Origin of the sequence: Streptomyces sp. CC53 (assembly GCF_001865245.1) — a bacterium.
Taxonomy (GTDB): domain Bacteria; phylum Actinomycetota; class Actinomycetes; order Streptomycetales; family Streptomycetaceae; genus Streptomyces.
Genome location: NZ_MKXB01000230.1, coordinates 1 through 14,409, shown reverse-complemented (window position 1 = coordinate 14,409; position 14,409 = coordinate 1). Strand labels below are relative to the sequence as shown.

The 14,409-nt window shown below is 71.4% G+C and carries 10 protein-coding genes and 1 pseudogene; 5 read left to right on the top strand and 6 right to left on the bottom strand.

Features of this window, described 5'->3' with window-relative positions; genetic code table 11:
* Nucleotides 1-287: 287 nt before the first annotated feature.
* From hpf to mtnA, 6 genes and pseudogenes are all read right to left on the bottom strand, one after another.
* Nucleotides 288-974, bottom strand: coding sequence for a ribosome hibernation-promoting factor, HPF/YfiA family (hpf, locus tag BJP40_RS30150; RefSeq protein WP_071283898.1), 687 nt, complete (start codon nucleotides 972-974; stop codon nucleotides 288-290).
* A 789-nt stretch (nucleotides 975-1,763) separates the two neighbouring features.
* Nucleotides 1,764-2,516: pseudogene (locus BJP40_RS36020) on the bottom strand (ComF family protein); the annotation flags it as partial.
* 327 nt (nucleotides 2,517-2,843) lie between these two features.
* The gene (locus tag BJP40_RS30140; RefSeq protein WP_071283895.1) at nucleotides 2,844-4,715 is read right to left on the bottom strand and encodes an LpqB family beta-propeller domain-containing protein; all 1,872 of its coding nucleotides are present in this window, start codon (nucleotides 4,713-4,715) and stop codon (nucleotides 2,844-2,846) included.
* A complete protein-coding gene (gene mtrB / locus BJP40_RS30135) occupies nucleotides 4,705-6,777 on the bottom strand; it encodes an MtrAB system histidine kinase MtrB (RefSeq protein WP_079171579.1) in 2,073 nt (690 codons plus the stop codon). Before mtrB ends, BJP40_RS30140 begins: the two co-directional genes overlap by 11 nt.
* Before the next feature lies 1 nt (nucleotide 6,778).
* Nucleotides 6,779-7,468 (bottom strand): two-component system response regulator MtrA, encoded by a 690-nt coding sequence (gene mtrA, locus BJP40_RS30130; RefSeq protein WP_187703247.1) that lies wholly within the window; start codon nucleotides 7,466-7,468, stop codon nucleotides 6,779-6,781.
* A 4-nt stretch (nucleotides 7,469-7,472) separates the two neighbouring features.
* On the bottom strand, nucleotides 7,473-8,624 hold the full coding sequence (gene mtnA / locus BJP40_RS30125; protein ID WP_071283892.1) for an S-methyl-5-thioribose-1-phosphate isomerase: 1,152 nt from the start codon (nucleotides 8,622-8,624) through the stop codon (nucleotides 7,473-7,475).
* 464 nt (nucleotides 8,625-9,088) lie between these two features.
* On the opposite strand from mtnA, the gene BJP40_RS30120 reads away from it, so the two are divergent.
* The 5 genes from BJP40_RS30120 to BJP40_RS30100 are packed head-to-tail and all read left to right on the top strand — an operon-like array spanning nucleotide 9,089 to nucleotide 14,238.
* The gene (locus BJP40_RS30120) at nucleotides 9,089-10,036 is read left to right on the top strand and encodes a hypothetical protein (protein WP_319020098.1); all 948 of its coding nucleotides are present in this window, start codon (nucleotides 9,089-9,091) and stop codon (nucleotides 10,034-10,036) included.
* Between the two features lie 40 nt (nucleotides 10,037-10,076).
* A complete protein-coding gene (locus tag BJP40_RS30115) occupies nucleotides 10,077-10,739 on the top strand; it encodes a DUF4129 domain-containing protein (protein WP_371258718.1) in 663 nt (220 codons plus the stop codon).
* Nucleotides 10,736-11,935 (top strand): DUF4350 domain-containing protein, encoded by a 1,200-nt coding sequence (locus tag BJP40_RS30110; protein ID WP_071283920.1) that lies wholly within the window; start codon nucleotides 10,736-10,738, stop codon nucleotides 11,933-11,935. Before BJP40_RS30115 ends, BJP40_RS30110 begins: the two co-directional genes overlap by 4 nt.
* Nucleotides 11,932-12,924 carry a MoxR family ATPase gene (locus BJP40_RS30105; RefSeq protein WP_071283887.1) on the top strand — a complete coding sequence of 331 codons (993 nt, stop codon included), beginning with the start codon at nucleotides 11,932-11,934 and terminating at the stop codon, nucleotides 12,922-12,924. The genes BJP40_RS30110 and BJP40_RS30105 overlap by 4 nt, the downstream gene beginning before the upstream one ends.
* Nucleotides 12,925-12,927: 3 nt before the next feature.
* On the top strand, nucleotides 12,928-14,238 hold the full coding sequence (locus BJP40_RS30100) for a DUF58 domain-containing protein (RefSeq protein WP_071283885.1): 1,311 nt from the start codon (nucleotides 12,928-12,930) through the stop codon (nucleotides 14,236-14,238).
* The last annotated feature ends 171 nt before the right edge of the window (nucleotides 14,239-14,409 follow it).

Here is a 14,409-nt window from a genome sequence, read left to right as displayed (position 1 = left end):
GCACTCGATCAATGCAGGACCGGTCAGTTTCGATCACGATCCGCCATGACCGGTCAGGCCGCATCGCGCTCGACCCATGCGAGGAGCGTGCCGCTCACTCACTCACCGACCCTGTTCAGTTCGCTTCCGTTTCCGGTCACCCGGTCACCTTCTGCCCGGAGCGTTTACCGGGCTCGTACGGCGGGTCCGATTCACTCGATCCATTCACCCGCTCACCCGTTCGCCGACGGATTCGCCGGCTCACGGGTGCGCGTCGGTATCCGGGTTCCCCCGGTCTCCGCCTTCCGTCACCCTCCGAGGGCTCCACCCAATTCGCGGTTCTCCGCGGCAAGAGGGTCATGCTCCAGGTGGATCACGCCGTAGTCGTAGGCGTGGCGCCGGTACACGACACTCGGCTGCTTGGTGTCCGCGTCGACGAACAGATAGAAGTCGTGCCCCACCAGTTCCATCTCGTAGAGCGCCTGGTCGAGCGACATGTGGGCGGCCCGGTGCGTCTTCTCACGCACGACGAGGGGCCCTTCCCCCTGGACCTCCAGTGACCCCATCCGGGTCGTGGGGACGGCGTCAGTGTCCTCCTCCATCACCGCGACACCGGTTCCGTTGAGCCGGGCGACACCCGGCACCGTGTCGGCCACCTCGGCGGCGGTGAGACGGCCGGCACCGCGACGCGTGTGACGCTTGTCGTGCTGCTTGCGCAGCCGCGCCTCCAGCTTGGCCGTCGCGAGATCGAGCGCCGCATACGGGTCGCCGGCAGCCGCCTCCGCCCGGATCACCGGGCCACGGGAGTGAAGGGTGATCTCCACGCGGTCCGACCGATCGGCCTGCCGCGGGTTGTGTTCCTTGGACACCTCGACGTCCAGGCTGATCACCTTGCCGTCGAGCTTCTGGATCTTCTCCAGCTTCAGCTTCTCGGCCACGTGCTTGCGGAACCGCTCGGGCACCTCGGTCTTGCGGCCCTTGACGACGATGTCCACGCAGAACTCCGTTCCCGGATCGCCCCGACCAGCTCACCGGCTGGCGGGCATCTCCCTTGTGCACCAGACCCCGGTGAGCACCGGGGCCTCGGACTTGGCGACTTAGACCTCCTCCTCCCCAGTCGACAAGATCCCCACCCCACACCGTCGACGTGCTGGCCGGGTCCTGATTCCGGCCGGACGCATGGCGGCGCATTCGGTGAAGGGCGGCATTCGCCATTCCTGTACAACCGAACATAGCTCGCTCGGACGGCTGTCGGCACCCGCTACCAGCACAAACCTCCAAACAGATGCCCTTGGTCCCTCATCACCTGCAACGTTTCACTTTCCTTAGGAGTTCCGGTTTATCTCGAACGCTTTTGGAGAAGCTGCAACGACAGCCGCGCCCATCAGCACCACCCCGCCGCACCACCCCACACCGCCCGCAGTCGCGCACGCCGTTCTGTCCGCGCACAGCTGAAGCGCCCCCGCCTCCCCGGGCCTCCCACCGCCCCGAGGAGCGCTCTCCGGCAGGAGCACGGGGCTACCCGGCCGCGAGCCCGCCCGGGGGCCGGCACCGCCGCAACCGAAGCCCGTCGCCCGCACCCCGGCACCACCCGAGTCCACACCGCCGACACCGCCCAGGCGATGACCCACGCCCCGGGGCCCGGCACCACCACCCCCACCCCAGCACGCCTCCACGCACGCCCCCCGCATCCCGCCCGGGCAGAACCCACCCCGGACCGGAGCGGCAGCCGGGCCGTCCCACCGGCACCCGTCACCGATGCCCACACCGGCCCGCGGCAACCGCCGCACGGCCTCCAGTACGGCTCGCGCCGCCTCGGCCAGGGATGCGCCCGTGGTCATGAGGTCGTCGACAAGGACGACCCTCCCGCCGGACAGCAGCCGCTCCTGCCCCCGCACCACCTCAAGCGCACCCGCCAGGTTCGCCAACCGGCCCGGAGCATCAAGGCCCGCCTGGTCGGCCACCTCCCGCCGCTGCCGCAGCACAGGCACCACCACGGCCGCCGAACCAACACGCCGAAGCTCCCCCGCCGCCGCCCGCGCAACCCGGCGCACCGCGTCATGACCCCGCGCCCGCACGACACGCCGCGCCGAAGGGACGGGCACCAGCAGCACCGGGGGGTGGGCCCGGGGGTGGGCCCCCTCCCCTCCCCCTCCCTCCCCCCGTCCCCCGCTCCCCCTCCTCGTGTGGCTCGTCGCCACCGTGTCGGCTGCCGTCGTGTGCCCGGTGGCCGCGGTGGCTGGCGTGTCGTGCAGGGCCAGCACCGCCCCTGCGAGGGCGGCACCGAGGGGTGCCGCCAGGGCGAGGGCGCCGCGTTCCTTGTGGGCGAGGAGCGCGGCGCGTACCGCGCCTTCGTAGGGCGCGGCGGCTCGTACTTCCGGCAGACCAGCCGGTACGGGTGAGGGTCGCACCCGGGTGGCGGGCTGTCCGTGCAGTGCCGATGTGCAAGCGCTGCACAGTGCCGTGCGGGGGCGGCCGCATCCGGCGCAGGCGCTGGGAAGGACCAGCCCGGTGAGTTCTTGCCACCATCCCCGCATGACGTCCACTGTGGCGGGCTGCGGGGGCAGCTGCCACCCCTGTGGATAAGTCGTGGGCGGGCGGCCTTGTCCGGTGGGGCAACCATCAGCCCGCAGTGGGCCGGACCTCCTTCGCGGGTGCGCGGAGTTCTCGCGGGTGCGCGGAGTAGAGGGCCGGCGTCCGTCGCAGCTGAGGACCGGCCTGCTCGCGTCCGCTCGCGCCCAGGGGGCCGGCCGACGCCCCGTGGGTCGCCCCGCGGCACGAAACGACACCCGGCCCCGGCCCCGGCCCCGGGCGAACGGGGTCGGGCCCGGGCGAACGGGGTCGGGCCCTTGGAGGGTGCGGGCTCAGCCCGGGTAGATGGGTGCTGTTCCCTTGTCGGTCACCGGCTGCCAGTTGGCGCCGCCCTGGAGGCGAACGATGCCGTCGTCGGTGGCGGCGACCAGGGGTACGCGTTCGTCGTTCGCGGCGGCCACGGCGGTGACCTGGTTCAGCCCGGGGATTGTTGCGGCAGTGGCGGAGCCGTCCGTCTGGAGGTAGCGGATCTGCTGGACGCCGCCGTCCAGTTTGCCGAGGACGACGAGGCGGCTCGGGCCCGCCCACGACATGGACGTCACGGAATCCATGCGGGGGGCGACGGACTGAAGGTCGACGACGGAGATCTTCTGGTTGTCCCCGGAGCCCTGCCGTTCGACGCGTCCGATGTGCAGGGTCGTCTTGCCGTCCCGCTGGAGCCGTAGTGCGATGCGGACGCCGTCCGCGGAGACGCGGAGCTCTTCGATGCGTACGTCGCCCGTCAGCCAGGGGGCAGTGACTTGGCGTGGCGTGCCGGTTCCGCCGGGAACGACCAGGAGGCGCGGCTCGGCGGGGTCGCGGTCCGCGACCCACAGGTCCTCGCGCCCGTCCCAGCTGGGTGCCGACAGCCGCTGCTCGGGCTTCGCCCCCTTGCTGTCGATGATCGCTTCGGGGAGGGCGCTGTCGGCGACGATGGAGGCCACGCGCAGGGAGCGGCCGTTCTGGGTGACGGCGGCGGCGCGTTGCTCGTCGCGGCTGACGGCGGCCTTCTCGACCTGCAGTTGGCCGTTGCCGAAGGGGCCGTAGACGGGGCGCGGGTCGGCGCTCTCCTTGGTGCCGGGGCGGAGCTGGGCGAGGCGTCCTTCGGCGTCGACGAAGTACGGGGTTTCGCGCAGGGCAGTGGTGTGGTCGGCCACGAAATCGCTGCGCTGGTCCTCGCTGAGTACGCACAGGGTGCCGCGGCCGTCGGAGTGGAGGAGTTCGACCTGCTGGACCTTGGTGGAGGCGAGGTCGGCGACGGTGAAGAGGATCTGTGCGGCCATCTTGCGGCACTGGTCGCGGCCGACGTTGTCGGCCTTCTCGTTGAGGGGGATCTTCAGGGTGTTGCGGTCGTCGGTCGTGAGGGAGGTGACGTCCTTCCTGAGTTCCGTGCCGGTGGGGAAACGGGAGTCGACGACGGGTTCGAGCCAGTTGGTGGGTCCTTCGAGCAGTGCCTTGACGCTCTGCGTGAGGGAGTCCATCTGGGTGACGGGGTCCTGCCGCTTGCGGATGTAGACGGGGTCGGCCACGAGCCAGTTGCGGTCAGACGCGAAGTAGTACTTGTTGACGGAGCGGTAGTTGCGCTGGAAGTCGGACTGTCCCATGACGAGGCCCTGCGGGAGGCCGTCGATGCGCCATTCCTTCTCTTTGCCGTCGGCGGAGCGCTGCTGGACGAGGCGGATGGTCTCGTTGTACGCGGCGGGGGCGAGTGGCTGGTAGGCGCGTCGCTCGTCGACGAGGGCGATCTTCTGCCCGGTCAGGGGGTAGAGGAGGGCTTGGGGGTCGCTGGGGGCGCCGCGGTCGTGCTGTCGGCTGGTGTCGGGCTGTGGGACGGGGGCGGCGCTGAGGACCGTGGTGCGTTCCTCGGGCCGCCAGGTCTGGGCGGCCTGTTTGGTGAGGTACTTGCGGGCGGTGTCGAAGCCGGGGTCGTCGCCGGTCATGGCTTCGAGGAAGCCTTCGACGATCTCGCTGGGTTCGGCGTTGTCGCGGGGCGGCACGGGGTAGACGCGTACCTGTGAGTCGCCTTGCCTGGAGGCTTTGACGGGGGTGACGTCTCCGTTGTCGGGCATGGAGGCGCATCCGGCGAGCAGGGCGGCGATGCAGCCGAGGGTGGCGGCTCGTGTGCCCCTTCGGCCACGGCTGTGCTGACGGTGGTCAGCGCCCACGGGTGGTGCCCTCCTGTGTGGTTCCGGTGGTGTCCGCCGGTGTGTCCGGGGTGTCGGGGGGCGGCGTGGGGCCGCCTTGGTCGGTGTCGTGGTCTGTCGGGGTGCCGGTGTCCGGTGCGCTGGGTTCGCCCTGGGTGCGGGCGACGACGCGGGTGCCGTTGCCGGGGAGGGCGGCGGGGTCTGCGGACGGGGGCGGCTGGTGCGTGGGCAGGGGGAGGCCGCTGCGGTGCTGGTGGCCGGGCGGTGTCGCCGGGCGGGTGGTGCCTTGCGGGGTGGTGTCGCCGGTGGTGCGCCGGTTGCGGCGGGAGTCCTCGGGTTCGAGGGGGATCGGGGAGCCGCGGAGGGGTTCGTCGGCGGTGCGGGGCAGGGTGAGCCGGAACTGGGAGCCGCCGCCGGGTTCTCCCCATGCCTGGAGCCAGCCGCCGTGGAGGCGGGCGTCTTCGACGGCGATGGACAGTCCGAGTCCGGTGCCTCCGGTGGTGCGGGCCCGTGCGGGGTCGGCGCGCCAGAAGCGGTTGAAGACGCGGGTGGCTTCGCCTGGTTTGAGTCCGACGCCGTAGTCGCGTACGGCGACGGCGACGGCGCCGCCCGCGGAGGCCAGTTTGACGACGACGTCGCGGCCTTCGCCGTGCTCGACGGCGTTGACGACGAGGTTGCGCAGGACGCGTTCGAGGCGGCGGGGGTCGGCTTCGGCGATGACGGGCTGGTCGTCGCCGGTGACGAGGATGCGGCCGCCCTTGTGCTCGGCGAGCGGCCGGGCGCCTTCGATGACGCGGCGGACGACGTTGCGCAGGTCGATCGGTTCGGCTTCGAGTGCCGCGGCGCCCGCGTCGAAGCGGCTGATTTCGAGGAGGTCGGAGAGCAGGGACTCGAAGCGGTCGAGCTGGTCTCCGAGGAGTTCGGCGGAGCGGGCGGTGACCGGGTCGAAGTCTTCCCGGGCTTCGTGGATCACGTCGGCGGCCATGCGGACGGTGGTGAGCGGGGTGCGCAGTTCGTGGGAGACGTCGGAGACGAAGCGGCGCTGCATCCGGGAGAGGTCCTCCAGCTGCTGGATCTTGTGCTGGAGGTTCTGGGCCATCTTGTTGAACGCTTCGCCGAGGCGGGCGATGTCGTCTTCGCCGGTGACCTTCATGCGTTCCTGGAGGCGGCCGGCGGAGAGGCGTTCGGCTACGCCTGCGGCCATGCGGACGGGTGTGACGACTTGCCGTACGACGAGCCAGGCGATGGCTCCGAGGAGGCCGACGACGAAGAGCCCTGCGGTGGCGATGGTGGTCCTGACGAGGGTGAGGGAGGCCTCTTCCTGCGTGAAGGGGAAGAGGTAGTAGAGCTCGTAGGCGTTGCCGTCGACGTCGTTGAGGCGTTTGCCTATCACCAGTCCGGGTTCTGAGTGCTGTCCGTCGGCGTACTGGATGCGCGTGTACGTCTGGTACGTGTCGGTGCTTTGGGAGACGGCTTCGCGTAGGGCGACGGGGATGCTTTCGATGCGGACGCCGCCCGAGGCTCGGGCGCCGCGGCTGGGTGCGCTGCCCGCGGTGTCGGAGCTGAGGGCGACGACGTCGAAGGCTCCTGCGCCTCCGCTGGCGAGTTGGACGACGAGGTCGGAGCGCCAGTTCAGCAGGGAGCGCGAGGTGGCGGAGGGGGTGTCGTCGCCGTCGGTGCCGGCGGGGGGCCGGGCGGCTGCGGCGGCTTCGTCCTGGGCGGCGGAGAAGCCTCCGGCGGCCTGGGACTGGGCGGCTCGCTCCTTGGTGTCGAGGAGGCCGTTGCGTACCTGCCCGATCACGACGAAGCCGAGGAGGAGGACGACGCCGAGGGACATCAGCAGGGTGGCGGCGACGACGCGGAGCTGGATGTTGCGTCGCCACAGCCGTACTGCGGGCAGGAGGGGGCGGCGGAGCCAGCGTGCCAGGAGGCGCAGGACGGGGCCGCCGGGGGCGCCGTCCGTCAGGAAGGGGCCGCCGTGGCGGAGGCGGGTGAGGCGTGAGGGGGTGTGCCGGGGCGCGGCAGCCCGCTCTGCGCGGGCTCCGGGGTGCCCGGCTTGGGGAGCGGAGCTGCCGCGGGGCATGTCAGTTCGGTCCCGCCTTGTATCCGACGCCGCGGACGGTGACCACGATTTCGGGGCGCTCGGGGTCCTTCTCGACCTTGGAGCGGAGACGCTGGACGTGCACGTTGACGAGTCGGGTGTCGGCGGCGTGGCGGTAGCCCCAGACCTGTTCGAGGAGGACTTCGCGGGTGAAGACCTGCCACGGTTTGCGAGCGAGGGCGACGAGGAGGTCGAACTCGAGCGGGGTGAGGGCGATGGACTGGCCGTCGCGCTTCACGGAGTGGCCGGCCACGTCGATGACGAGGTCGCCGATGGTGAGCTGCTCGGGTGCGGGCTCCTCGGACCTGCGGAGGCGTGCCCGGATGCGGGCGACGAGTTCCTTGGGCTTGAACGGTTTGACGATGTAGTCGTCTGCTCCCGATTCGAGACCGACGACGACGTCGACGGTGTCGCTCTTGGCGGTGAGCATGACGATCGGTACTCCGGATTCGGCGCGAATGAGCCGGCAGACCTCGATGCCGTCCCGTCCGGGCAGCATGAGGTCGAGCAGCACCAGGTCCGGTTTGGTCTCGCGGAAGGCTGCGAGCGCCTTGTCCCCGTCCGCTACGAACGACGGCTCGAACCCTTCACCACGCAGCACAATCCCGAGCATCTCGGCGAGTGCGGTGTCGTCGTCGACGACAAGGACGCGTCCCTTCATAATCGACATCATCCCATTAGCTAATCGTTACCTGGCGTGACCTGGCGCACAGCTCTGCGATCCCTGCCCCGGTCACCGGTGATACCACTCCGGCTTCGGTAACGATCGCGGTCACCAATTCGGGCGGCGTCACGTCGAACGCCGGGTTGTACGCCTGTGTTCCGAGCGGCGCCCATTGTGCACCTGCTCCGGTACCTGCTGTCGCGGCCCGGGACGCCAGTGGGGGCGTGAGCTGCGTCACCTCACTGCCGGGGCGCTGTTCGATCTCGATGGACGCCCCGTCGGGGGTGGCGAGGTCGACGGTGGTGAGCGGGGCGACGACGATGAACGGTACGTGGTGGTATCGGGCGAGGACGGCGAGCGGGTAGCTGCCCACCTTATTGGCGACGGACCCGTCGGCGGCGATGCGGTCGGCCCCGATGAGCACGGCGTCGACCTTCCCGGCGGCGAAGAGGGAACCGGCGGCGTTGTCGGTGAGGAGGGTGTACGACATGCCGCTGCGTGCGGCCTCGTACGCGGTGAGCCGGGCGCCTTGCAGCAGCGGCCGGGTCTCGTCCACCCAGAGCCGCCGGAGCCGCCCGGCGCGGTGGGCGGCCAGGGCCACGGCGAACGCGGTGCCTTCGCCCGCGGACACGAGGGCGCCGGTGTTGCAGTGGGTGAGGATGCGGTGGCTGCCGCCGGGGAGGAGTTCGCCCAGGAGGGCGAGGCCGCGGGCGGCCATGGCGGCGCTTGCTTCGGCGTCCTCGCGGTGGAGCTGCCGTGCTGCGTCGAGCGCGGCCCTTGCGGGCGTCCCGGCGGCGGCGCCGTGCTGCTGCGCGGCCCGGTGGGCGTCGAGGGCCCTGCGTACGCCGTGTGCGAGGTTGACGGCGGTGGGGCGGGCGTCGGTGAGGAGCCTGGCGGCTTCCTCCACGTCGTAGCCGCGTACGGCGGCGAGGGCGACTCCGTAGGCTCCGGCGATGCCGAGGACGGGAGCGCCCCGCACGGCGAGGGTCTGGATGGCACGTACGAGTGCGGGCACGTCGGTGCAGACCAGCTCGACCTCTTCGGCGGGGAGCCGGGTCTGGTCGAGGAGCACCAGGACGGGGCCCTCCGGGGGGTCGTCCCACCGCAGCACGGGTGGTGCCGGCGGTTTCCGGTCGACAGTTGTTGCTGCGTCCTGATCAGCCATTCGTTCAGTCTGCCGCGTGAGCGGGTGACATTGAAGGTGTCGGGCTGCGACGGGCGGAGTCGAGGGCCCTGGCCTGCGTGTGGGGGGCGCGTGGCACGATGGCTGGCAGCCTGGCGCCTTTCGGGGTGGCCGGGCGCCGTGAACGAGCAGGCTCGACGAGCGGGCCCCGCGACCATGCCACGAGGTGGACGACCGTGAACGACTCTCCGGGCTGGGCCTCGCCCGGGTCTTCTTCCCCGTCCGACGGCCAGGGCGAAGGCGTGCAGCGTCCTGCCGGGAACCGCGGGCCTGCACCCCAGTGGTCCGGGGACCAGCCGCCTGCCGGCCAGTGGTCGCCTCCCGCGACTCCGTGGCCGCCCGGGCAGGTCGGGCCGTACCCGCAGGGCGGGGGCGGCGGGCCCTACGGCGGCTGGGGTCGCCCGGAGGCACCGAAGCCGGGCGTCATCCCGCTGAGGCCGCTCGGGGTGGGCGAGATCCTCGACGGGGCCGTGTCCACCCTGCGGGCCCACTGGCGCACCGTGCTGGCCATCACCGTCACGGTGTCCGTGCTGGTGCAGGTGGCACAGCTCCTCGTCGACCGGTTCCTGCTGCCGCAGGCTCCGGCGATGAGTCCGGACGCGAGCCAGTCGGAGCGCATCGACCAGGCGACCGAGGCTCTTCCGGTCAGCCTGATCTCGATGATGCCGTTGCTCCTCCTGGGCTTGGTGGCGTCGTTCTTCACGACGGCTCTGCTCACGTTCGTGGTGAGCCGGTCGGTACTCGGCAAGCCGGTCACGTTCAGTGAGGTGTGGCGCGATGCGCGTCCCCGGTTCGTTCCGCTGCTGGGGCTGACCCTGCTGCTGCCGCTGATCAGCGTCGCCGTGATGACGGCGGGCATCGTGCCGGGCATGCTCGTGGGCTCGGTCGGGGGTTCGCTGCTGGCGATCTTCGGTGGGCTCGCCGCGCTGGCCGTCATGCTGTGGCTGGTGGTCAAGTTCAGCTTGGCCTACTCGGCGCTGATGCTGGAGCGCCAGGGCGTGGTGGCGTCGCTGCGCCGTTCTGCACGACTCGTGCAGGGGTCGTGGTGGCGGATCTTCGGAATCTTGCTCCTCACGACGCTGATCACCGTCGTGGTGGCGGTGATCGTGTCCGTTCCGTTCATGCTCATCGCGGTGCTCGCGGACAGTGAAAGCTTGGCCTCGATACTCAGCGGCAGCACTCCGCAGTTCAGCTGGACGTTCCTGATCATCACGAGTATCGGTTCCGTGATCTCCTCGGCGATCATGTACCCGGTCTCGGCTGGTGTGACGGTCCTGCTGTACGTGGACCAGCGCATCCGGCGGGAGGCCCTCGACCTGGAGCTCGCCCGCGCCGCCGGGGTGTCCGGCTACGGCTCCGCCGCGTCCGGCGGCGACATCCTCCCCAGGAGCTGATGCGGTGCCGGCCTCGGGGGGAGCGACACCGGCTCTGCGTGTGCTGGTGCGCGCGCAGGGCGACGGCATTCCGGTCGATGTTCCGCGGGTCCCGGCTCGCGAGGCGGCCGAGCGCGAGCTGTCCAGGCCGATATACGGCAAGGACGAGCCGAACATCATGATCCGCGCTCTCGATGCCTTCTGGGAGTGGCTCGGCGACGTGTTCGAGACGGCGTCCAGTGCCGCCCCGGGGGGACTGCTGGGAATCGTCGTGATCGTTCTGGTGGTGGCGGCCTTGGTGGCTGCGCTGTGGTGGCGGCTGGGCACCCCGAGCCGGGTGGCAGGGGCGGCGGATGCCCTTTTCGAGGACGCGCCCCGCACCGCGTCGGACCACCGGGCCGCCGCCGAACGCCATGCGGCTGCCGGCCGGTGGAACCCTGCCGTGCAGGAGCGGATGCGGGCCCTGGTGCGTTCCCTGGAGGAGCGCACGGTGCTCGATGCCCGTCCGGGGCGCACCGCGGACGAGGCCGCCGCGGAGGCCGGCAGGGCCCTGCCGGGCCACGGCGACGACCTGCGCGCCGCCGCCGGCGAGTTCGACGCGGTGACGTACGGGGGACGCACCGCCGACCAGGACGCGTACCAGCGTGTGAAGGATCTCGACCAGGCCGTGGAGCGGGCTAAGCCGCTGTGGGACGGCGTCGTCGGCCGGGGGGCCGCCGAGTGACCGCCACCAGCACGTCCTTGTCTCCTGGCGGCCGCCAGGTGTGGGCGCGGGCCCGGGGGGTCCTGCTCGTCCTCGCCCTGATCGTCGCGGCGGGCATCGCCTTGGCGCTGGCCCGGAGCAGCGAGCACCACGGGCGGCTCGATCCTCGCTCCGCGGACCGGAACGGCAGCCTTGCCGTCGCGGAGCTCCTTCAGGACCGGGGGGTGTCCACCCGGGTGGTCACGTCCCTCGACGAGGCAGTGGCTGCCGCGGGCCCTCAGGTGACTTTGCTGGTCGCCGGCCCGGATCTTCTCACCGACGGCCAGCAGACCGCGCTGCGAGAGCGCACGGCGACCGCAGGTGGCCGCACGGTGCTGGTCGCCGCCGGGTGGCCGTCCACGACGGCGCTGGCACCCGGGGTGACCACCGACCTCCCGTCCGAAAGCGAGGTCCTGCAGCCCGCCTGCACCCTCCCGGAGGCGGTTCGCGCGGGCGCCGTGCGCCTGGGCGGCGAACGGTACGAGGTCGGCGCCGGCACCGCCGCGGAGAGCTGCTACGCCGGCGACGGCCTTCCCACCCTGGTGAAGCTGCAGGATGCGGCCGGCGGTGACACCGTGCTCCTGGGGTCGCCCGACATCCTCTTCAACCACCGCCTCTCTGAAGAAGGAAACGCTTCGCTGGCCCTGCAACTGCTCGGTTCGCGTGAGCATCTCGTCTGGTTCCTCCCTTCTCCTGCCGACTCCTCTGCCGGAGGCGACGGTGACAGCGACACCCCTGGCGGGGGGAAGAGCTTCTTCGACCTGATCCCGTCGGGATGGCTTTGGGGCACCCTCCAGCTCGTGGTGGCCGGCGTCCTGGCGGCGATCTGGCGGGGCCGGCGATTGGGTCCCCTCGTCATGGAGCGCCTGCCGGTGGCGATCCGGGCGTCCGAGGCCACCGAGGGCCGCGCCCGCCTGTACCACCGGGCCGACGCTCGTGACCGCGCCTCAGCCGTCCTGCGGTCGGCGGCCCGCACGCGTCTCGCCCCGCTCGTCGGCGTGCCGACGAGGGACGCGCATTCCCCTCACGTCCTGCTTCCCGCCCTGTCCGCTCGACTGGCCGACCGTCAGCGTGACGTGCAGAGCCTGCTGTTCGGACCGGCTCCCACCGACGACACCACACTCGTCCGGCTCGCAGACCAACTCGACGCCCTCGAAAGAGAGGTACGCACCTCATGAGTGCCCCGACCCCCGAGACCGCCGCCGCCTCGGACGAGGCCCGAGCTTCACTGGAAGCGCTGCGCTCCGAGATCGCGAAGGCAGTGGTCGGGCAGGACCCCGCTGTGACCGGACTGGTCGTGGCCCTTCTCTGTCGCGGCCACGTCCTTCTGGAGGGCGTACCCGGAGTCGCGAAGACCCTCCTCGTGCGTGCTCTCGCCGCCTCCCTCGAACTGGACACGAAACGCGTCCAGTTCACCCCTGACCTGATGCCGAGCGACGTGACCGGCTCTCTCGTCTACAACACCCGCAGCTCGGAGTTCTCCTTCCAACCCGGCCCTGTCTTCACGAATCTGCTGCTCGCGGACGAGATCAACCGCACCCCGCCCAAGACCCAGTCGTCGCTTCTGGAAGCGATGGAGGAACGGCAGGTCACCGTCGACGGTGTGCCACGCCCCCTGCCGGAGCCGTTCCTCGTGGCCGCGACGCAGAACCCGGTCGAGTACGAGGGCACGTACCCTCTCCCGGAAGCCCAACTCGACCGTTTCCTGCTGAAACTGACCGTCCCTCTGCCGACCCGTGACGACGAGATCAACGTCCTCATGCGTCACTCCGAGGGCTTCAACCCCCGCGATCTGCGGGCCGCGGGCGTGCGACCCGCCGCGGGCCCCGCCGACCTGGAAGCGGCACGCCGCGCGGTCGCCGCCACCTCTGTCGCCCCCGAGATCGCCGGCTACGTGGTCGATATCTGCCGTGCCACCCGCGAATCCCCCTCACTCGCTCTCGGCGTCTCGCCCCGTGGCGCGACCGCCCTGCTGTCCACCGCACGCGCCTGGGCCTGGCTCACCGGCCGCGACTACGTCATCCCCGACGACGTCAAGGCCCTCGCCCTGCCCACGCTCCGTCACCGCATCCACCTCCGCCCGGAAGCGGAGATGGAGGGAGTGACCGCGGACTCCGTCATCACCTCGATCCTCGCGCACGTCCCCGCACCTTCGCTGAGGCAGTGACTCATGGCCCTGACCGGACGCACCGCGCTGCTGGCCGCGGTCGGCTCACTGCCCGTCGGCTTCCTCGCCCCCAGCTGGACAGGGATGCTGGCGGTCAACGCGCCCCTCTGCCTCGCAATTCTGTGCGACTACGCACTGGCCGCGCCAGTGCGTACGCTCCGATTCACCCGATCCGGGGACACATCCGTTCGACTGGGTGACGGTGCCGAGGTGCAGCTCACCGTCGCGAATCCGTCGCGGCGCCGCCTCCGCGCGCAGCTACGCGACGCCTGGCCCCCCAGCACCCTGCCCACAGGCACCGGCGACAGCTCCTCACGGCACTCCGTCACGGTGCCGGCCGGGGAGCGACGCCGGCTCACCACAGTCCTGCAACCGACACGCCGCGGGGACCACGAGGCCGACCGCATCACCGTCCGCTCGTACGGGCCGCTCGGCCTGGCCGCCCGGCAGGGCAGTCATCGCCTGCCCTGGAAGCTCAGGGTGCTGCCCCCGTTCACCAGCCGTAAGCACCTGCCGTCCCGCCTGGCCCGTCTGCGTGAGCTCGACGGCCGCACGAGCGTGCTCACTCGCGGGCAGGGCACGGAGTTCGACAGTCTCCGCGAGTACGTCCCTGGAGACGACACCCGGTCGATCGACTGGCGGGCCACAGCGCGCCAGACGACCGTGGCCGTCCGTACCTGGCGCCCCGAGCGCGACCGGCGCATTCTGCTCGTCCTCGACACCGGGCGCACTTCGGCAGGCCGAGTCGGGGACGCCACGCGCCTCGACGCCGCCATGGACGCCGCCCTGCTGCTCACCGCGCTCGCGTCGCGCGCAGGGGACCGAGTGGACCTCCTCGCGTACGACCGCCGCGTCCGCGCTCGCGTACAGGGTCGCTCGGCCGGCGACGTCCTGCCGGCCGTGGTGGACGCCCTGGCAACGCTGGAGCCCGAACTCGTCGAGACCGACGCCCGAGGCCTCAGCTCGGCGGTCATGGCCAGCGCCCCTCGACGCTCTCTGATCGTCCTGCTGACCGGATTGGACACAGCGCCGGTCGAAGAGGGCTTGCTGCCGGTGCTGCCGCAGCTCACTCAGCGCCACACGGTCCTCGTGGCGTCCGTCGCCGATCCGTACGCCGCCAAGATGGCTCAGGCCCGGGGCAGCGCCCAAGCCGTGTACGAGGCCGCTGCCGGGGCGCAGACACAGGCACAGAGGGGTCACACCGCTGAGCAGCTCCAGCGGCATGGTGTGACGGTCGTGGACGCGGCACCCGAAGACCTCCCGCCGGCCCTGGTCGACGCGTACCTGGCGCTCAAGGCAGCAGGCCGCCTGTGACCCCCGTGCGACGCCTGTCCTGCCCGAGACAGGCGTGCCCGTACATCGCGCGCTGTCGTGTCGCTGGGCGGGCGCCACTCTGCCGACACGGGTGCCCGATGGAAACCGTCCTGGGAAAGTGTCCTGAAATGCGGAAAGCCCCGCACCATACGGTGCGGGGCTCCCCCAACA